Source organism: Streptomyces sp. NPDC001351 (assembly GCF_042896045.1).
Lineage (GTDB): Bacteria > Actinomycetota > Actinomycetes > Streptomycetales > Streptomycetaceae > Streptomyces.
In genome coordinates this window covers 741259-759548 of record NZ_JBIAWS010000002.1, presented here as the reverse complement: position 1 = coordinate 759548, position 18290 = coordinate 741259, and the positions used below count along the sequence as shown (strand labels likewise).

The window sequence follows — 18290 nt, the reverse complement described above, 5'->3', positions numbered from 1 at the left end:
AATATCCACCGCCTGTGGACAACTTTCGGCACCTGTCCGCCCGTCCGGGCATGCTGGTTCTCGCCGGCACAGCCACGACGGACCGTCGACCGACCATCGACCGCCCGCCGACCGAGCTCCACCGGCGGACGGAAATGTTCTACGAGGGCTACGGGGGCCTGTCATGGATGCGATGGTTCCGCTCGCACCGGTGGTGAAGCCCGCGCTCAGGCGCGGCTGGCGCGATCTCAACACCGTGCAGTTCGGGATGGCACCGGCGCACGCGCTGACACTGGGGCCGGTGGACACGGCAACCGGCAGCTTTCTCGACCTGCTCAACGGCACCCGCGGACTGCCCCTTCTGCGCGAGGAGGGACGCCGTATGGATCTGCCCGACGGTCATGTCGACAGATTGGTGGAGCGGCTGACGCGGGCGGGCCTCCTCGACGACGCGAAGGGGGGCGGGCCGGCCGCCGACGCACTGCGCGCCAAGAAGGACGTCCTCGCCCGCCTGCGCCCGGACCTCGCCTCACTCTCTCTGACCACCACCGAACCGGGCGACGCGATCAGCCGCCTGGCCGCGCGCCGCTCACTGCGGGTGCAGGTACGGGGTGCGGGCCGGGTGGGCTCGGTGCTGGCCTCACTGCTGGCGGGCGCCGGCATCGGGGAGGTCGATGTGCGGGACGTCGGCAAGGTCGAGGCCGGCGACGTGGCGCCGGGCGGACTGCCCGCCGAGTCCATCGGCGACCGCAGGGACGAAGCCGCCCGGCAGGCCGTACGCCGGTCCGCCCCGGACCGCCCACCACGCCGCGCCGACGCGGCCCCGCCCGCGGACGGCGAGCCCGGCTTCTCCCTGGTGATCCTCGCCCCACGCGACGACGTCGCCGTCCATGCCCCCGCCCCGTCCATCGCCGAACCCCTCATCGCCTCGGGTACGCCGCATCTGTACGCCGGTGTCGTGGAGGCGACCGGCGTCGTAGGCCCCCTGGTCCTGCCCGGTGAGACGGGTTGCGCAGGTTGTCTGCACGAGGGCCGCACCGACCGGGATCCGGCCTGGCCCCGGCTGGTCGCGCAGTGGCGCTCCGGCACACCCCGTCAGGCGCGGCCCTGTGACCTGACGCTGGCCACGACGGTGGCCGGGCTGGCTGCCGCACACGCACTCGCGTTCCTGGACGGCCGGGTCCCGACGAGTGCCGGAGCACGCTGGGAGGTATCCCTGCCTGCTCTGACCTGGCATGCACGACCGGTCTGGGCGCATCCGGCATGCCCCTGCGGGGCCGCGGACAAAGGTAAGGGAGAACACACCTCCGAGGACAAGGAGTCACACGAGACAATGACGGGGCAACGGTCGCCGAAGGAGCTGTGCCGTACGGCACGAGCGGCGAGGCCGGCAGGGACTTGGAGGGCGCATGTCTGATCTTCCCCGCAAGGCGGTCACCCGGACCGCCAAGCTCGCCGCGCTCCCGCTCGGCTTCGCCGGACGGGCGACCTGGGGACTGGGCAAGCGGATCGTCGGGGAGTCCGCGGAGATCGTCGGCCGCGAGCTGCAACAGCGCACGGCGGAGCAGCTGTTCAAGGTGCTCGGCGAGCTCAAGGGCGGGGCCATGAAGTTCGGCCAGGCCCTGTCGGTCTTCGAGTCGGCACTGCCCGAGGAGGTCGCCGGCCCCTACCGTGCGGCGCTGACGAAGCTGCAGGAGGCGGCGCCGCCGATGCCGACCAGCACCGTGCACCGCGTGCTCGGTGAGCGGCTCGGCGAGGACTGGCCCGACCTGTTCCTCGAGTTCGAGGACAAGCCCGCCGCTGCGGCCTCGATCGGGCAGGTCCACCGCGGGGTGTGGCACGACGGCCGCGAGGTGGCGGTCAAGGTGCAGTACCCGGGTGCCGGCGAGGCCCTCCTGTCGGACCTGAACCAGTTGAGCCGTTTCGCCCGCCTGCTGGGTCCGCTCATCCCCGGCATGGACATCAAGCCTCTGATCGCGGAACTCAGGGACCGTGTCTCGGAGGAGCTGGACTACGGCCTGGAGGCCCAGGCCCAGCAGGCGCACGCCGAGGAGTTCACGGACGATCCGGACGTGGTGGTGCCGGGTGTGGTCCACCAGTGCGACCAGGTCCTGATCACCGAGTGGATCGACGGAATCCCTCTCTCGGAGATCATCTCGGGCGGCACCCGGGAACAGCGCGACCGGGCCGGTCAGCTCCTGGCCCGCTTCCTCTTCTCAGGCCCGGCCCGCACCGGCCTGCTGCACGCCGACCCGCACCCGGGCAACTTCCGGCTGCTGCCCGGCGGCCCCGGCGGCGAGGACAACTGGCGGCTGGGCGTACTGGACTTCGGCACGGTCGACCGCCTCCCGGGTGGCCTGCCGACCCCCATCGGCGACTCGCTGCGCATGACCCTCGACGGCGAGGCGGAGGCCGTCTACGAACTGCTCTGCGTGGAGGGCTTCGTCAGGGAATCGATCGAGCTGGACCCGAGCGCCGTCCTCGACTACCTCCTGCCGATCATCGAACCGGCCCGGGTCGACGAGTTCACCTTCACCCGCGGCTGGATGCGCAGCCAGGCGGCCCGCATCGCCGATCCCCGCTCCCCCGCCTACCAGCTGGGCAAGCAGCTGAACCTGCCCCCGGCCTATCTCCTGATACACCGGGTGACATTGAGCACAATCGGCGTGCTGTGCCAGCTGGGTTCCACGGTGCGGTTGCGCGAGGAGTTGGAGGAGTGGCTCCCGGGGTTCGCCTTCGAGGAAGCCACTGAGGAGGAACCGGCTGCGGAGGCTTGATCGGGGCTGCGGGCTGGGGGTGCCTCACTGTGGGTTGCCTTGCTGCGGGCTGCCTCGGTGTGGGCTGCGGGCTGTGTTTCGGAGGGGCGGGGTGGGGTGGGTGGGGGCGGGGGGGGAGGCCCCAGAGGGACGGTCTCACCACCAGGCGGAGTCCAGCCGCCCCTCGATCGCCCTGAGGTTCTCCCGCGAGCAGCGGTCGCAGAAATACTGGCGAGCGCCGTTTTCCACGGAGCAGGTCCAGGTGGGCTGTGGGCCCCCGGCCCGGGCGCCGCAGCGGCCGCACACCAGGGGTTGGGGCTCCGCGGGGGAGCCTGAGTCGTCACTGCCTCCGGGAAGACTCGTCACCCGGTGACGATAACGCCGCGGTGGGTGGATCGCGGGCACAACGCACCGCGGGGGCCGGTCCGTTCGGACGGACCGGCCCCCGCGGGGAGCTACTGCCTCCCGGGGTCGGGAGGCCACCGCTTCAGGTGTGATCGGTTACTGCATGACGGCCATGGCGAGCGCGCGGCGGGCGCGGCGCGAGGCGCGCTCGGCACGGCGCTGCATCCGGCGGGCGCTCGCCAGGCGCACTGCCTGGCGTTCCTGCTCGGCCTCATGCAGTCGGTCGTGCATATGCGCACGAGCCAGGGCTTCTTGGAGGAGTTGCATCTCTCGGGTCCTGTTCTGACGCGAGCCCGTCGCGCCTGTGGTGGTGAAATCTTCGATCGCGGAGCCGGCGGGCTCGTTGGTGGACGGCTTCATCGGGGCCTGCTTCTTGGGGTCGTTCGTGAGGGGGCGGTCGATGGTTCCGGTGATGTTCATGCTGTGACCGGGTTCTTGCGCGGGCGGCCACGCGGCCGCTTCCGGGCGACGACGACACCCTGGACGAACAGCTCGCCACCCCAGACGCCCCAGGGCTCACGCCGCTCCTTGGCGCCGGCGAGGCAGGCCTCGATCAGCGGGCAGGTGCGGCAGAGGGACTTGGCGTACTCGACGTCGGCCGGCGACTCGGCGAAGAAGACCTCCGGGTCGTAGGAGCGGCAGGGGACGGGTACGCCGAGGTTCTCGATGGCGTCGTCGAGCGCGGTGAGCGCAGTGAGCGGGATCAAGGTGGAGTCCTCCGTGAGGCCGGGCGGGGGGATCGTTTCGGAAGGCGGTACGGACGGGGCGTGCGCTTCGAGTTGCACGGTTCGTCTTCCTCGTCTGGTCGTTCCGGCCTGTTGGGCCGGGTGGCGGCTGGTACCGGGTTCAGCTCTTGTCCCGAGGCCCCTTCGCTCCGTCGTCCCCGTTCGGGGAAAACAGAAGGGCCGCGGATCCCGGATGGGGTTCCGCGGCCCTGAAGGCGCCGGCCTGATCGGCGATCAGGCTGGATCACTCCAGGGTTCTGGCCCACGGAAGGCCCACATCAGGTGGTGCTGCGTCGTCTGCTTCCGGTTTCCGGCACCGACCGCGGTAAAGGCATAGGCCTGCGCCTGTGCCGCTACTGCTTCCAGTGCCTTGGTCGGTCGCTCATTGCGCTCACGGATGGGAAGACCCGCGAGAGAAACGGGGGCGGACGCCAGACGACCGGCAGGAATGCCGGACAGACCGGTGCCCTGGTTCGAGGCGCCGAGCATGCACGTGGAGACGACCGAGCGATCGGTCAGTTTGGCGGTGCTGATGGAGCTGGTGCTGATGCTGATCACTTCAATCGCCTCCTCTCGGCGTCTCGGGGGACTGGGGGTGAGCCAGTCCGACGGATATGCAAGTAGAACACGGAATCGGGGCCTCCGAGAAGGCCTCCGTCCCCGTGGATAAGAACCTATGGGGATTGCTGGGGCATGCGCAAACTATTTTTTCGACGAGTTTGAATCAGTCCCCTTCGTCCTGTTCTCCGGGCTCGCGACCTGCGCAGAGGGCCAGGACATCGGCTCCGTAGCGGTTGAGCTTGCGTACGCCGACTCCGGGGATCCGCGCCAGTTCGCCCTCCTCGTCGGGGGCGGCCTCGGCGATGGCCATCAGTGTCTTGTCGGTGAAGACGCAGAAGGCGGGCTGTCCGCTGCGCTGCGCCTGGTCCGCGCGCCACTCGCGCAGTCGCTCGTAGAGGCCCTCGTCCATGTCGGAGGGGCAGTCCTCGCAGCGCATCAGTTTCATCTCGCCTGCGTCGGTGAGCGTGCGTCCGCAGACCCGGCAGCGGGCCGGGGTGCGCTGTGTGCGCCGGGGCACGGCGTCCGGTCTGCTCGTGAAGCCGCGCTCGACTCCCCCCGCGCCGCTCGCCGCGGTGCGGCCGGCGGTGGCGGTGGAGCCCGGTCGCAGGCCGTCCAGGAAGCGGCTGGGGCGGCGATTGGGGCGTCCGCCGGGTGAGCGGGACAGTGACCAGGAGACGTGGAGGCGCTCCCGTGCCCGGGTGACACCGACGTAGAGGAGGCGGCGTTCCTCCTCGATCTGCTCGTCGGTCTTGGCGTAGGTGATCGGCATCATGCCCTCGGCGACGCCGACCAGGAAGACGACGTCCCATTCGAGGCCCTTGGCGGAGTGCAGGGAGGCCAGGGTGACGCCCTGGACGGTGGGGGCGTGCTGGGCGCCCGCCCGCTCGTCGAGTTCGGCGACGAGGTCGCCGAGGGTGGCGGCGGGTTTGGCGGCGGCGAAGTCGCGCGCGAGGTTGACGAGGGCGGTGAGGGAGTCCCAGCGTTCTCGTACCGCGCCGGAGCCTGCCGGGGGCTGGGGGGTCCAGCCTTCCCCGGAGAGCACGGCGCGGACCTGGGAGGGCAGGTCCACGGCGTCGTCGAGGAGGGAGTCGTTGCCGCCGAAGCGTGCCGCGCCGCGCAGGGCGATGCCTGCCTTGCGGACCTCGGGGCGGTCGAAGAACCGCTCGGCGCCGCGCAGCTGGTAGGGGATTCCGGCGTCGGCGAGGGCCTGTTCGTAGGTCTCGGACTGGGAGTTCGTCCGGAACAGGATGGCGATTTCGCTGGCGGGGACGCCGGCGTCCATGAGTTCGCGGATGCGGCGGGCGGCGCCCTCGGCTTCGGCGGGTTCGTCGGTGTATTCGGTGTAGCCGGGTTCGGGGCCGGGGTCGCGTTGTGAGATCAGTTCGAGGCGGTGGTCGGCTGCGCGGCCTCGGGCCTGGGCGAGGAGGCCGTTGGCGAGATGGACGACCTGGGGGGTGGAGCGGTAGTCGCGGACGAGTTTGACGACGGTGGCTCCCGGGTGGCGGGTGCGGAAGTCGAGGAGGTGGTCGGGGGTGGCTCCGGTGAACGAGTAGATCGTCTGGCTGGCGTCGCCGACGACGCACAGGTTGTCCCGTTCACCGAGCCACAGTTCGAGGAGTCGCTGCTGGAGGGGGCTGACGTCCTGGTACTCGTCGACGACGAAGTGCTGGTACTGGGCGCGAACCTGGTCGGCGATGTCGTGCCGGTCCTGGAGGATGGCGACGGTGAGCAGCAGGACGTCCTCGAAGTCGATGACGGAGCGGTCCCGTTTGAGGTCTTCGTAGACGGAGTAGAGCTGGGCGATCTCGGCCGGGTCGCGGGGGGTGTCGCGGCCGGCCTTGGCGGCGGCGGGGGCGTAGTCGGCGGGGACGGTCTGGGTGACCTTGGACCATTCGATTTCGGCGGTGACGTCCCGCAGTTCGCCGCGGTCGAGGCGGATGCGGCAGGCGGCGGCCGCGTCGGCGACGAGTTGGATCTTGCGGTCGACGAGCCGGGGCATGGAGCCGCCGACTGCTTTCGGCCAGAAGTACTGGAGCTGGCGCAGGGCGGCCGAGTGGAAGGTGCGGGCCTGGACTCCGGCGGCGCCGAGGTGGCGCAGCCGGCCGCGCATCTCGCCGGCGGCGCGGTTGGTGAAGGTGACGGCGAGCACGCTGGAGGGCTGGAGGATTCCGGCGCGGACTCCGTAGGCGATGCGGTGGGTGATCGCCCGGGTCTTGCCGGTTCCGGCGCCGGCCAGGACGCACACCGGTCCGCGCAGGGCGGTGGCCACCTCGCGCTGTTCGGGGTCGAGCCCTTCGAGCACGGCGTCGGGTGTGTCCGGTACCTGCGGGAAGAGCGTGGAGTGCGTTGCTGCTGTCACATGGCCATGCTGCCAGGTCGGCGGAGACGGGTGCGGTGGTTGTCCACAGGCAGGTACCTGCAGTCGTACTAATGCGGCAGGCGTCACGTCGGGTGCGGTACCGCGTGCGGGAATGGTGGCTGTTTCAAGTACGTTCCATCACTGCGACCAAGCATCCCCGAGCAGCTGAGGAGCGCGAGAGACATGCCGGGCACTGTGACGATGTACAGCACCACGTGGTGTGGCTATTGCCGTCGGCTGAAGAGCCAGATGGACCGTGAGGGCATCGCGTACAACGAGATCAACATCGAGCAGGACCCGGATTCCGCGGCTTTCGTGGAGAAGGCGAATGGCGGAAACCAGACGGTGCCGACGGTGCTGTTCCCGGATGGTTCGACGCTGACGAACCCGTCGTTGGCGCAGGTGAAGCAGAAGATCGGCGCGTAGGCGCTGCACGGTTTTGTCCGGAGGGCGGTTCCTGGGTCGGCTCAGGAACCGCCCTCTTGTGGTGTGTCCCACACTGCGGTGTAGCGCCACAGCAGCCGACGGCGGAAGCGGCAGCCGGGCAGCAGGCGGTGTGCGGCTTTGCGGACCTCGGTCCAGTGCATGGCGGAGTCCTTGACGGGCATGCCGGCGGGGCCTCTCTTGCCGCCGCGCATCCGTGCGTTCAGCAGGCTCGCGGGCAGGCCGCAGCCGCTGATCACCCAGTCCAGGGCGGTGTGGTTGTACGCCATCCCGACGATCACCAGCCGGCCGCCGGGGGCGAGCAGCCGTACCAGGCCTCGCACCGCGTCCTCGAACCGTGCGTGGTGGACCACGGCGACGGCGCTGACGAAGTCGTACTTGCCCTCGGGGAGGGTCTCCTCGTCGAGGTAGTCGCCCTCCTGGAAGGTGACGTTCGCCGGTGAATGCTCGCGGGCCAGCCGGATCATTTCCGGTGAGCGGTCCACGCCTGTCACCGATTCGGCTTTCTGTGCCAGCTTGCGTGCGAGCAGCCCGTCGCCGCATCCGACGTCCAGGGCTGTCCGGCAGCCGTCGGGGACGGCTGCGAGGACGACGGGGTGGTAGTGGACGTTGTGGTTCCAGTACGGGTCTGTCATCGCGGCGTCCGGCTCAGACGAAGCTCCTCGTCGGCAAGGGCTTGCCGTACCACATCTCGATCAGGCGGGCGGCGATGGAGATGCCGTAGGGGGGCAGTACCTCGCCGGCTTCGAAGGCGGCGCCCAGTTCGTCCCGGGAGAACCAGCGGGCTTCGTGGATCTCGTCGCCGTCGACATTGATCTCGGTGGAGGTGGCGCGGGCCATGAAGCCGAGCATGAGACTGGACGGGAAGGGCCAGGGCTGGCTGGCGACGTACTCGACCGTGCCGACGGTGATGCCGGCCTCCTCGAAGACCTCGCGGCGTACGGACTGCTCGATGGACTCGCCGGGCTCGACGAAGCCGGCGAGTGTGGAGAAGCGGCCTTCGGGCCAGTGGACCTGGCGGCCGAGCAGGATGCGGTCCTCCTCGTCGGTGACGGCCATGATCACGGCGGGGTCGGTGCGCGGGTAGTGCTCGGCGCCGCAGGCGGAGCAGCGGCGGATGTGGCCGGCGGCGGCGATGACGGTGCGTTCGCCGCAGCGGGAGCAGAAGCGGTGGGTGCGCTGCCAGTTCTCCAGGCCGACCGCGTGCACCATCAGGCCGGTGTCGCGAGGGGACAGCAGGAGGCCGGCCTCGCGCAGGCCCGCGGGGCGTGCGGACTGGTCGATGCGGCCGGGCAGAGCGTCCTTCTGGAGGGCGAAGTAGCTGACGCCTTCCTCGTCGGTGCCCAGGAAGTAGCGGTGGGCCTCGGTCAGGGGCGCTTCGAAGGAGGGGGTCATGACGAGTTCGGTGCGGCCGTCGGCCGTCTCGTCGATGAGGACCTGGCCGCCGGAGACCACGAAGCAGCGGGTCGTGGGGTGGCTCCATGCCGCTGCGAGCCAGGCCTCGTCGAGGCGGTGGTGGGCGGCTCGGTCGATGCCGCTGGGGGCGGTGAGGGAGATGGGGCGGTCGGCGGTGTGGTCGGTCCAGGTGGTCACGGGTGCTTCCAACTCCCCCAGTGGAACGGATTGTTTGGGCGGGCGGTACGGCGGGACGCGAACGGATCCGGCGGGGCGGCCCTTTCAGTGTGCCCCGCGCGCGGTGCCGCTACGGACGGCGCGGGGCGCTCAGGGTGCATGGCGCCAGGTGTCGGCGAGGTCGGCCCACAGGTGTGCGCTGGTCTCGACGCCCTTGAGGAGCAGGTCGAGCTCGACTTTCTCGTTCGGGGCGTGCCAGCCGTCGGAGGGGACGGAGATGCCCAGGAAGAGCACGGGTGCCCCGAGGACTTCCTGGAGGTCGGCGGCGGGTCCGGAGCCGCCCTCGCGGGTGAAGCGGACGGGCTGGTCGAAGGCACGGCCCATCGCGCGGACGACGGACTGCAGGGCAGGGTGGTCCAGCGGTGTCAGGCACGGGCGGGTGGCCGCGGCGAACGTGATCTCGTACCGGATCCCGGCGGGCACCTGCTCGGCGGCCCAGGTGCGGACGGCCTTCTCGATGTGGTCGGGATCCTGACCCGCGACCAGGCGGAAGGAGAGCTTCACCATGGCCGTGGACGGGATGATCGTCTTGCTGCCGGGGCCCTGGTAGCCGCCGCCGATGCCGTTGACCTCGGCGGTCGGGCGGGCCCAGATGCGCTCCAGGGTGGTGTGTCCGGCCTCGCCGTGGGTGGCGTACGACTTGGCGGTGCGCAGCCACTGCCGCTCGGCGAAGGGCAGTTCGGCGAAGAGTTCGCGCTCGCGGTCGGTGAGTTCGACGATGCCGTCGTAGAAGCCGGGGATCGCCACGCGTGCGTGCTCGTCGTGCAGGGCGGCGACCAGGCGGGCGGCGGCGGTGGCCGGGTTGGGGACGGCGCCGCCGAAGGAGCCGGAGTGGATGTCCTGGTCGGGGCCGGAGAAGTGGATCTCGCACTCGGCGAGACCGCGCATGCCGGTGCACACGGTGGGGGTGTCCTCGGACCACATGCCGGTGTCGGAGACGATCACGGCGTCGGCGGCGAGCCGGTCGGCGTGCTGTTCGACGAGGGTGCGGAAGTTCGGTGAGCCGGACTCCTCCTCGCCTTCGATCAGCAGCTTCAGGCTGACCGCGGGGGCGGTGCGGCCGGTGGCGGCGAGGTGGGCGCGGACGCCGAGTGTGTGGAAGAACACCTGGCCCTTGTCGTCGGCCGCGCCGCGCGCGTGGAGACGGTTTCCGCGGACGACGGGTTCGAAGGGGTCGCTGTCCCAGCCGTCCTCGCGGGCGGCGGGCTGCACGTCGTGATGGCCGTAGACGAGGACGGTGGGTGCCGCGGGGTCGGTGGCGGGCCACTCGGCGAAGACGGCCGGGGCGCCCGGTGTCTCCCAGACCTCCGCGGTCGTGAAGCCGGTGTCCTTGAGTTTGGCGGCGAGCCAGTCTGCGCTGCGTCGTACATCGGGTGCGTGGTCGGGCTGGGCCGACACGGACGGGATGCGCAGCCACTCGGCGAGGTCGTCGAGGAAGACGGCGCGGTGCTGCTCGATGTACGTACGGACGGCGCTGACGGCACTGTCAACGGGCTGGCTCATGGTCACGAGCCTATCGGCCCGCACCGACATCCTCGGTGGGCGGTTCCTCACACTTTGCTTCCGCGGCCGGCTCGTCCAGGAGCAGCCGCTCCAGTGCGGACCGGTCCGGCAGGCCGTCCGGTCGTACAACCTCACCAGTGCGTACGTACAGGAATGCGGCGTTGACGGACTCCAGGGGTACGCCCTGCTGCTCGGCCCAGGCGAGCCGGTACAGGGCGAGCTGGAGGGGGTCGGCGGTGCGCGAGCGGCTGGTCTTCCAGTCGACGATCTCGTACGTCGTCGCGTCGCCGTCGTCGTCCTTGTAGACGGCGTCGATGCGGCCCCGGACGACACGGCCGGCGATGGCGAGCTGGAAGGGCGCTTCGACGCGGTGGGGGGTGCGGTGGGCGTACTCGGTGCGTTCGAAGGCGTCCTTGAGGGCTTCCAGGTCGCGTTCGTCGGCGATCTCGGTCTCGCTGCCGGGCAGTTCCTCCGGTTCCAGCATCGGAAGGGTCAGTTCTTCGAAGCGGGCCTCGACCCAGGCGTGGAAGCGGGTGCCCCGGCGTGCGGCGGGTTGCGGGGGGCGCGGCATGGGGCGTGCGAGTTCCTGGGCGAAACCGTCCGGGTCGGTGGCCAGGCGCAGCACCTGGGAAGCGGTGAGGGACGCCGGGAGGGGGACGTCCGTGACGGCTTCCCGGGCGCGCAGGAGTTCGCCGGTGAGGGCGTCGAGGTCGCGGTCCCAGGAGGCGAGGGTGCGGGCCTCCTCCGGGGTGAGGCGGGTGGGGGCGGCGGCGCGGCGCCCAGGGGTGGTGCGGGCGTGCTCGGCAGGGAATGTCGGTGCGGCGGGGTGCGGGCGTGCGCCCTGGTTCCCGGTTTCCTCCGGAGCAGCTGCCTGGTGCGGGACGGTCGGGCGGTCCGTGGACCAGGCGTCCCAGTCGTCAGGGGTCTCCTCAGCGAAGAGATCCTCCTCTGCGAACGGGTCCTCCTCTTCGTACGGCAGGTCGTCTTCGTACGGCAGGTCCTCGTCGTCCGGCGGCGGGGGCCACTCCGGGTCGTCGTGGCTGTCCGGGTCGTGGGTGGCGGCGGGGTGGCCGTCCTCGTGGGAGGCGAGGTCCTCCAGGTGGGCGAGGACCGTTTCGGCGGCCGTCCGGCGCCGGGCCAGGGATGCCTCGTCCAGGGGCAGGGGCCAGACCTGGTCGGCGGTCGCGGTGTGCAGGGCCGGGTTCTCCTCGCCCTCGGCGGGTTCGTCCGCCCACGCCTCGATCTCGCCGTATCCGGCCGCGCAGTGGTCGTGGAGGGCCTGCAGGAAGTCGGACGGTCCGCGGGGCTTCTTCTGGGTGGGGCCCCACCAGTGGCCGGAGCCGAGGAGGAGGGAGCGGGGGCGGGTGAAGGTGACGTAGCCGAGGCGGAGTTCCTCTGTGTGCTGGTGCTCCTTCATGGCCTCCTGGAAGGCCTTCAGGCCCCGGGAGTCCCAGGCGTCGACGTCGGGCAGGGTGTCGGCGTCTCCGCGCAGTTCGTGCGGCAGGACCTTGCCCTGGGCGGTCCACTTCTCGCGGCCCTGAGTGCTGGGGAAGGTGCCGGTGACCAGGCCGGGGACGGCGACGACGTCCCACTCCAGGCCTTTGGACTTGTGGGCGGTGAGGACCTTCACGGTGTTCTCGCCGCCCGGGAGGGCGTTGTCGAGGCCCTTCTCGTACTGGGCGGCGGTGCGCAGGAAGCCCAGGAAGGCAAGCAGGGTGGCCTCGCCGTCGCCGGCGGCGAAGGAGGCGGCGACGTCAAGGAAGTTGGAGAGGGTCTCGCGGCGGCGGGCGGCCAGGGCGTGCGGAGACGCCGACAGCTCCACTTCCAGGCCGGTCACGGCGAGGACGCGGTGGAGGACGTCCATGAGCGGATCGGCCAGCGAGCGGCGCAGGTCGCGCAGTTCGGCGGCCAGGCGGGCGAACCGCACGCGCGCGTCCGAGGAGAAGGGCAGGCCGTCGTCCTCCTGTTCGGCGTCGAGCGGCAGCTCCAGGAACGTGTCCAGGGCGTCCGCGAGCGAGGTCACCTCGGAGGGGTCGACTCCTTCCACGGCCTCGGCGAGCCGGCGGTCGCGGTCGTCCTCGTCGCCCACGCGTGCGTGGGCGACGAGGAGCCGGGCGCGGCGTCCCAGAAGGGCGAGGTCGCGGGGGCCGATGCGCCAGCGGGGGCCGGTCAGCAGGCGGACCAGGGAGGCGTTGGCGCCGGGGTCCTGGAGGACCTCGCAGACGGCGACCAGGTCGGCGATCTCCGGCAGGTGCAGCAGCCCGGACAGGCCGACCACCTCGACGGGGACGTCCCGGGCGACGAGTGCGCCCTGGATCTCGGCGAAGTCGGTTGCCGTACGGCACAGGACGGCGATCTCACCGGGTGCCTTCCCGGTGTTGACGAGGTGGGCGATGGAGTCGGCGATCCAGTTGATCTCCTCGGCGTGGGTGGGCAGCAGCGCGCAGCGCACGATGCCGTCGCGTTCGGCGCCGGGGGCCGGGCGGAGGGCCTCCACGCCCGCGTGCATGGCGCGCAGGGGCTCCGCGAGGCCGTTGGCGAGGTCGAGGAGACGGCCCCCACTGCGGCGGTTCTCGCTGAGTGCCTGGCGGGTGGCCGGGCGGCCGCCGGGGTGCGCGAAGTGCTCCGGGAAGTCGTCCAGGTTGGCGACGGAGGCGCCGCGCCAGCCGTAGATCGCCTGACAGGGGTCGCCGACGGCGGTCACCGGATGACCGGTGCCGTCGCCGAACAGGCCCGCCAGCATGATGCGTTGGGCCACCGATGTGTCCTGGTACTCGTCGAGGAGGACCACGCGGAACTCGTCGCGCAGGGTGCGGCCCACCTCGGGGATGCGGGCGAGTTGTGCGGACAGGGCGATCTGGTCGCCGAAGTCGAGGAGGTCGCGCTCGCGTTTGGCGGCGCGGTAACGCACCACCAGGTCGGCGAGTTCACGGCGGGCGGCGGCCGCTTCGGGGACCTTGCGCAGGTCGGCGTTGGTGAGTTTGGCGCCCTCCAGGGTGCGCAGCAGCCCGGTGTCGTACGCGCGCAGCTCCTCGGGCCGTACGAGGTGCTCGGCGAGTTCGGCGTCGAGGGCGAGCAGGTCGCTGACGAGGTCCGCGAAGGAGCGGGTGAGTGCCGGGTAGGGGCCCGGGGCCTCGCGCAGCACGCGCGCGGCGAGCTGGTAGCGGGTGGCGTCGGCGAGCAGACGGGCGGTCGGTTCGAGGCCGATGCGCAGGCCGTGGTCGGTCAGGAGGCGGCCCGCGAAGGCGTGGTAGGTCGAGATCACGGGCTCGCCCGGCGGATGGTCCGGGTCGATGACGTCCGGGTCGGTGACGCCCGCCCTGACGAGCGCCTTGCGGACGCGCTCGGCTAGTTCACCGGCCGCCTTGTTGGTGAAGGTGAGGCCGAGGACCTGCTCGGGGGCGACCTGGCCGGTGCCGACCAGCCACACCACGCGTGCCGCCATGACCGTCGTCTTGCCCGAGCCGGCTCCGGCCACGATCACCTGCGGGGCGGGCGGCGCGATGATGCAGGCCGTCTGCTCCGGGGTGAACGGAATCCCGAGGAGCTCCTTGAGCTGATCGGGATCGGTGATACGGGGCGGCACGTCAGAGAGGCTAGCGGCGGCCACTGACAGTGGAGGCCCAATCGGCCTCCGGGCGGATGGAAGCGCAGGTCAGCACATGTGGTGGGGTCGATCACAGAGGGCCCGGAAGATCACCCGCGTCACTCGACCACGTGTCGCCCTTCGGGCCTCGCACTGCAGGACGCCTGGAAGGCGCAGTGCGAACAGTGCTGGCCGGCGCTGGGTGTGAACCGTTCGTCGAGGACCTTTCCGGCGGCGTTGGCCAGCAGCTCGCCCACCCACTGCCCCGCCGCGTCTTCGATGGGGTCCTGAGCCTGCACCTTGGGCAGGGTCTCGCCGCCGTCGCGCCGGGCGGCACCCTGGCGCAGCTGGACCAGTTCGGCGCCGCCGGGTTCGGGACGCACGCCGTCGAAGGCCTCGTCGACGGCGCCTTCGCGGACGGCGAGCTGGTAGACGGCGAGCTGGGGGTGGCGTGCCACCTCGCGGGCGGTGGGCGCCTGTTTGCCGGTCTTGAAGTCGACGACGTAGGCGCGGCCCTCGCCGTCGGCCTCGACGCGGTCCATGGAGCCGCGGATGCGGACCTCGTAGTCGCCCGCTTCGAGGGTGACGTCGAAGCCGTGCTCGCTGGCCACAGGGGTGCGGCCGGCGCGGGCGCCACTGGTGTCGACATGCCACTTCAGGAAGCGTTCGAGCGCCACGCGCGCGTTCTCCTTCTCCTGCGCCGACTTCCACGGCGCGTCGAAGGCGAGCGCGTTCCACACGGAGTCCAGGCGTTCCATGAGGACGGCGAGGTCGGCGGGGGTGTGTCCGGAGGCGACCTCGTCGGCGAGGACGTGCACCACGTTGCCGAAGCCCTGGGCGGCCGTCGCGGGTGCGTCGGCCTTCACCTCGCGGCCCAGGAACCACTGCAGGGCGCAGGTGTTGGCGAGCTGGTCGAGTGCGCTGCCCGAGAGCACGACGGGCTGGTCGCGGTTGCGCAGCGGCACCTTGCTCTCGGTCGGCTCGTACATGCCCCACCAGCGGTAGGGATGGGCGGAGGGGACGAGCGGGCGGCCGTCCTCGTCGGCGAGCGCGGCGAGCCGGGCCAGGCGGTGGGCGGCGGCCTCCCTGAGGGTGTCCGAGACGCGCGGGTCGACGGTGGTGGCGCGCAGTTCGGCGACGAGGGCGGCGACGGACAGCGGGCGGCGCGGGCGGCCCGTGACGTCCCTGGGTTCGACGCCGAGTTCGGTGAGGAAGCGGGAGGGCTGGTCACCGTCGTCCGCGGGGGCCTTCACGGCGGTGACGACGAGACGTTCACGCGCGCGCGTGGCGGCCACGTAGAACAGGCGGCGCTCCTCCGCGAGCAGCGCGCCGGGGGTGAGCGGTTCGGCGAGTCCGTCGCGGCCGATGCGGTCGGCCTCCAGGAGGGAGCCCCGGCGGCGCAGGTCCGGCCACAGTCCCTCCTGCACGCCCGCGACGACGACCAGGCGCCACTCCAGGCCCTTGGAGCGGTGCGCGGTCATCAGGCGTACGGCGTCGGGGCGGACGGCACGCCGCGTGAGGGTGTCGGCGGCGATGTCCTCGGCGTCGATCTCCTCCAGGAAGTTGAGGGCGCCCCGGCCGCCGGTGCGCTCCTCCGCGCGCGCGGCGGTCGCGAACAGTGCGCACACGGCGTCCAGATCGCGGTCGGCGTTGCGCCCGGCGGCGCCGCCGCGCCGCGCGGACCGCTCCAGCCGGGCCGGCCAGGGTGTGCCGTCCCACAGGTCCCACAGGGCCTCTTCGGCCGTGCCGCCGCTCGCCAGGCGCTCACGGGCGGTGCGCAGCAGTGCGCCGAGCCGCTGGGCGCCACGCGCGTACGCGGGGTCGTGCGCGACGAGGCGCTCCGGTTCGGCCAGCGCCCGCGCGAGCAGCTCGTCCGAGGGGGGCGGCAGCGGGTTGCCCGCGGCCCGCTCCTCGTCGCGCAGGGCACGCCCGAGGCGGCGCAGGTCGGCGGCGTCCATGCCGGCAAGGGGGGAGGCCAGCAGGGTCAGGGCGGTTTCCGTGTCGAGCCAGCACGTGGCGGTCTCGGGCTCTTCGGAGGCGAGCCCTGGAGAGACGGCCCCTTCGGGACCGTCCTCCTCGGGCAGGGCGCCTTCGGAGGCGAGTTCGGCACCTGCCCCGTCCGGCACCTCATCCGGCACTTCGGTCCGCGCCGCCTCCGCCTCGGCCACCGCCCGCAGTGCCGTCAGCAGCGGCGCCACGGCCGGTTCGTGCCGCAGCGGCAGGTCGTCGCCGTCGATGTCCAGGGGCACGCCCGCCGCGGTGAGCGCGCGGCGGACCGTGGGAATGGTGCGCGATCCGGCCCGCACCAGTACGGCCATCTCACGCCAGGGGACGCCGTCCTCCAGGTGTGCCCGGCGCAGGATGTCGGCGATGTTGTCGAGTTCCGTGCCGGGCGTCGGATACGTGTACACCTCGACGCGGCCGCCGTCCCGCACCGGGGCCAGGTCGCGGTGCGCGCGTACCTTGTCCGCCGGCAGCCGGGTGAGCGGCATGCGCTGGGTGAGCAGCCGCGTCGCGGCGAGCAGGGCGGCACCGGAGCGGCGCGACGTGCGCAGGACCTCGACGGGCGCGGGGCGGCCGTCCGCGCGCGGGAAGGCGCCCGGGAACTCGAGGATGCCGCCCACGTCCGCACCGCGGAACGCGTAGATCGACTGGTCGGGGTCGCCGAAGGCGACGAGGGTGCGGCCGCCGCCCGCGAGGGCGTGCAGCAGCCGTACCTGGGCGGCGTCCGTGTCCTGGTACTCGTCCACGAAGACGGCGTCGTAGCGCGCGGCGAGCCGCTCTGTGGCCTCGGGGCGGCCGGCGAGGAGGACCGCGCGGTGGACCAGTTCCGCGTAGTCGAGCACGCCCTGCAGGTCGAGCACGTCCAGGTACTCGGCGAGGAAGGTGGCCGCGGCACGCCAGTCGGGGCGGCCGATGCGGCGGGCGAAGGCGTCCAGGGCGCCGGGTCCCAGGCCCAGCTCGCGGCTTCGGGCGAGGACCGCGCGGACCTCGTCGGCGAAGCCCCGGGTGGTCAGGCAGGCCCGCAGTTCGTCGGGCCAGCGCACATGCGCGAGGCCGAGCCGCTCCAGGTCGGCCTGGCCCGCGAGCAGTTCACGGACGGTCACGTCCTGCTCGGGGCCGGACAGCAGCCGCAGCGGCTCCACGAACAGCTCGTTGTCCTGGTGGGCGCGGACCAGGGCGTAGCAGAACGAGTGGAAGGTGGTCGCCTGGGGCGCGCGTGCCGCGCCCATGCGCAGTGCCATGCGGTCGCGCAGTTCGACGGCCGCCTTGCGGCTGAACGTCAGCACCAGGATGCGCTCGGGGTCCCCGCCACGGGCGATCCGCGCCGCCACGGACTCGACGAGCGTGGTGGTCTTGCCGGTGCCCGGACCTGCGAGGACGAGCAGCGGGCCGCTCTTGTGGTCAACCACGGAGCGCTGTGGCGCGTCCAGACGAGGGGGATCGTGTCGGATCGGCGGGGTACGCAGCAGTCGGTAGGCGCCACGGCCCCCCTGTCGCACCTGGGGGTGCGACAGGCGCCTGGTGGAGGAAGAGGAGCTCACGTGGTTCGCCGGTCCTGGTGGTTGTACTGGTCGTCGGACCACCGCGTGTGCACGGCGGTGATCGGGAGGTGAGGGGGGCACGCGCAGCCGACGCTACGCCGACGCAGGTTGCGGAAGCAGGGCTTCCTCTTCTTCCCTCGTGGCACTCGCACCCCGTAGGCCCCTCGACTCACGAACGTACGCCATGCCACAAACGTGCCCCGCGTCCCCCGTACGGATCACGGGTCACACACCGGCCCGTCCCATGGCGGAAGCTTTCAGGTGTGACCGTCTGCGCGTTCGCCGCCGTCCCATCGCGCCCGCCTCATGTCGAGGCGCGGCAGGTGGCTCTCGGCGGCCCTGCTCGCCTCCTTCAAGGGGGTGCCCTCGGCACGGTAGTGATCGAGAGCACGCAGTTCGTGCCCCGGGAGCAGGGCGCCGTCCGCGCGCACGACACGCCACCACGGGACGGCTCCCCCGTAGAGGGCCATCACCCGGCCGACCTGACGGGGCCCGCCCTCCTCCAGCCATTCCGCGACGTCCCCGTACGTCATGACACGCCCGGGCGGGATCAGTTCGGCGACCTCGAGTACGCGCTCGGCGTACTCCGGCAGCGCGTCCGCGTGCTCCGGGCCGGCGTCGGGCAGGCTCTCCTCGCTCATCCGGCCCATCCTGCCGCATGCCACCGACAGCGGGACGCGCTCGCAAGGATGCGTATCCCTCGCCCCCGGGCTGCGCTTCCGGCAGACTGTGCGCCCCCGCTCTTGCACCCTGATGCCCCCGTGTGTCGGTGGAGCATGCCACCATCATGCGGGC

At 71.9% G+C, this 18290-nt stretch carries 14 protein-coding genes; 3 read left to right on the top strand and 11 right to left on the bottom strand.

Annotated features, from left to right (window positions below):
• The first annotated feature begins 163 nt into the window (after positions 1–163).
• Entirely contained in the window at positions 164–1396 is a 1233-nt protein-coding gene (locus ACFY1U_RS09110; protein WP_390693444.1) for a TOMM precursor leader peptide-binding protein, read from the top strand.
• Entirely contained in the window at positions 1389–2756 is a 1368-nt protein-coding gene (locus tag ACFY1U_RS09105) for an ABC1 kinase family protein (RefSeq protein ID WP_390693443.1), read from the top strand. The genes ACFY1U_RS09110 and ACFY1U_RS09105 overlap by 8 nt, the downstream gene beginning before the upstream one ends.
• A gap of 135 nt (positions 2757–2891) precedes the next feature.
• Here the strand turns inward: ACFY1U_RS09105 and ACFY1U_RS09100 are convergent, their stop codons facing one another.
• The 5 genes from ACFY1U_RS09100 to ACFY1U_RS09080 form a co-directional block, all read right to left on the bottom strand.
• Positions 2892–3101, bottom strand: a complete 210-nt coding sequence (locus ACFY1U_RS09100; RefSeq protein ID WP_390693442.1) for a hypothetical protein — start codon at positions 3099–3101, stop codon at positions 2892–2894.
• 135 nt (positions 3102–3236) lie between these two features.
• The gene (locus tag ACFY1U_RS09095; RefSeq protein ID WP_390693441.1) at positions 3237–3560 is read right to left on the bottom strand and encodes a hypothetical protein; all 324 of its coding nucleotides are present in this window, start codon (positions 3558–3560) and stop codon (positions 3237–3239) included.
• The gene (locus ACFY1U_RS09090; RefSeq protein WP_010984500.1) at positions 3557–3925 is read right to left on the bottom strand and encodes a WhiB family transcriptional regulator; all 369 of its coding nucleotides are present in this window, start codon (positions 3923–3925) and stop codon (positions 3557–3559) included. The genes ACFY1U_RS09095 and ACFY1U_RS09090 overlap by 4 nt, the downstream gene beginning before the upstream one ends.
• A 174-nt stretch (positions 3926–4099) precedes the next feature.
• Complete coding sequence (locus tag ACFY1U_RS09085; protein WP_390693440.1) at positions 4100–4423, bottom strand: hypothetical protein; 324 nt, start codon at positions 4421–4423, stop codon at positions 4100–4102.
• 166 nt (positions 4424–4589) lie between these two features.
• Positions 4590–6785 carry an ATP-dependent DNA helicase UvrD2 gene (locus tag ACFY1U_RS09080; protein ID WP_390693439.1) on the bottom strand — a complete coding sequence of 732 codons (2196 nt, stop codon included), beginning with the start codon at positions 6783–6785 and terminating at the stop codon, positions 4590–4592.
• A gap of 183 nt (positions 6786–6968) precedes the next feature.
• Here ACFY1U_RS09080 and ACFY1U_RS09075 point away from each other — a divergent pair, with 183 nt between their 5' ends.
• Positions 6969–7211 carry a mycoredoxin gene (locus ACFY1U_RS09075; protein ID WP_115906059.1) on the top strand — a complete coding sequence of 81 codons (243 nt, stop codon included), beginning with the start codon at positions 6969–6971 and terminating at the stop codon, positions 7209–7211.
• Between the two features lie 41 nt (positions 7212–7252).
• Here ACFY1U_RS09075 and ACFY1U_RS09070 read toward each other — a convergent pair whose 3' ends face one another.
• From ACFY1U_RS09070 to ACFY1U_RS09045, 6 genes are all read right to left on the bottom strand, one after another.
• Positions 7253–7864 (bottom strand): class I SAM-dependent methyltransferase, encoded by a 612-nt coding sequence (locus ACFY1U_RS09070; RefSeq protein ID WP_390693438.1) that lies wholly within the window; start codon positions 7862–7864, stop codon positions 7253–7255.
• A gap of 13 nt (positions 7865–7877) precedes the next feature.
• Positions 7878–8822: an NAD(+) diphosphatase gene (nudC, locus tag ACFY1U_RS09065; protein WP_390693437.1), complete on the bottom strand. Its 945-nt coding sequence runs from the start codon at positions 8820–8822 to the stop codon at positions 7878–7880.
• A gap of 129 nt (positions 8823–8951) precedes the next feature.
• Positions 8952–10364, bottom strand: coding sequence for a dipeptidase (locus ACFY1U_RS09060; RefSeq protein WP_390693436.1), 1413 nt, complete (start codon positions 10362–10364; stop codon positions 8952–8954).
• A 10-nt stretch (positions 10365–10374) separates the two neighbouring features.
• Complete coding sequence (locus ACFY1U_RS09055; protein WP_390693435.1) at positions 10375–13950, bottom strand: ATP-dependent helicase; 3576 nt, start codon at positions 13948–13950, stop codon at positions 10375–10377.
• 119 nt (positions 13951–14069) lie between these two features.
• Positions 14070–17495 carry an ATP-dependent helicase gene (locus ACFY1U_RS09050; protein ID WP_390693434.1) on the bottom strand — a complete coding sequence of 1142 codons (3426 nt, stop codon included), beginning with the start codon at positions 17493–17495 and terminating at the stop codon, positions 14070–14072.
• Positions 17496–17752: 257 nt separating this feature from the next.
• Positions 17753–18136 carry an MGMT family protein gene (locus ACFY1U_RS09045; protein ID WP_390693433.1) on the bottom strand — a complete coding sequence of 128 codons (384 nt, stop codon included), beginning with the start codon at positions 18134–18136 and terminating at the stop codon, positions 17753–17755.
• Positions 18137–18290: the final 154 nt, after the last annotated feature.

What these genes read in the sequence shown, in the direction of transcription:
- ACFY1U_RS09095 (WP_390693441.1), bottom strand. Translation starts at nt 3,560, where the DNA reads ATGAACATCACCGGAACCATCGACCGCCCCCTCACGAACGACCCCAAG.
- ACFY1U_RS09070 (WP_390693438.1), bottom strand. Translation starts at nt 7,864, where the DNA reads ATGACAGACCCGTACTGGAACCACAACGTCCACTACCACCCCGTCGTC.
- ACFY1U_RS09075 (WP_115906059.1), top strand. Translation starts at nt 6,969, where the DNA reads ATGCCGGGCACTGTGACGATGTACAGCACCACGTGGTGTGGCTATTGC.
- ACFY1U_RS09060 (WP_390693436.1), bottom strand. Translation starts at nt 10,364, where the DNA reads ATGAGCCAGCCCGTTGACAGTGCCGTCAGCGCCGTCCGTACGTACATC.
- ACFY1U_RS09110 (WP_390693444.1), top strand. Translation starts at nt 164, where the DNA reads ATGGATGCGATGGTTCCGCTCGCACCGGTGGTGAAGCCCGCGCTCAGG.
- ACFY1U_RS09045 (WP_390693433.1), bottom strand. Translation starts at nt 18,136, where the DNA reads ATGAGCGAGGAGAGCCTGCCCGACGCCGGCCCGGAGCACGCGGACGCG.
- ACFY1U_RS09105 (WP_390693443.1), top strand. Translation starts at nt 1,389, where the DNA reads ATGTCTGATCTTCCCCGCAAGGCGGTCACCCGGACCGCCAAGCTCGCC.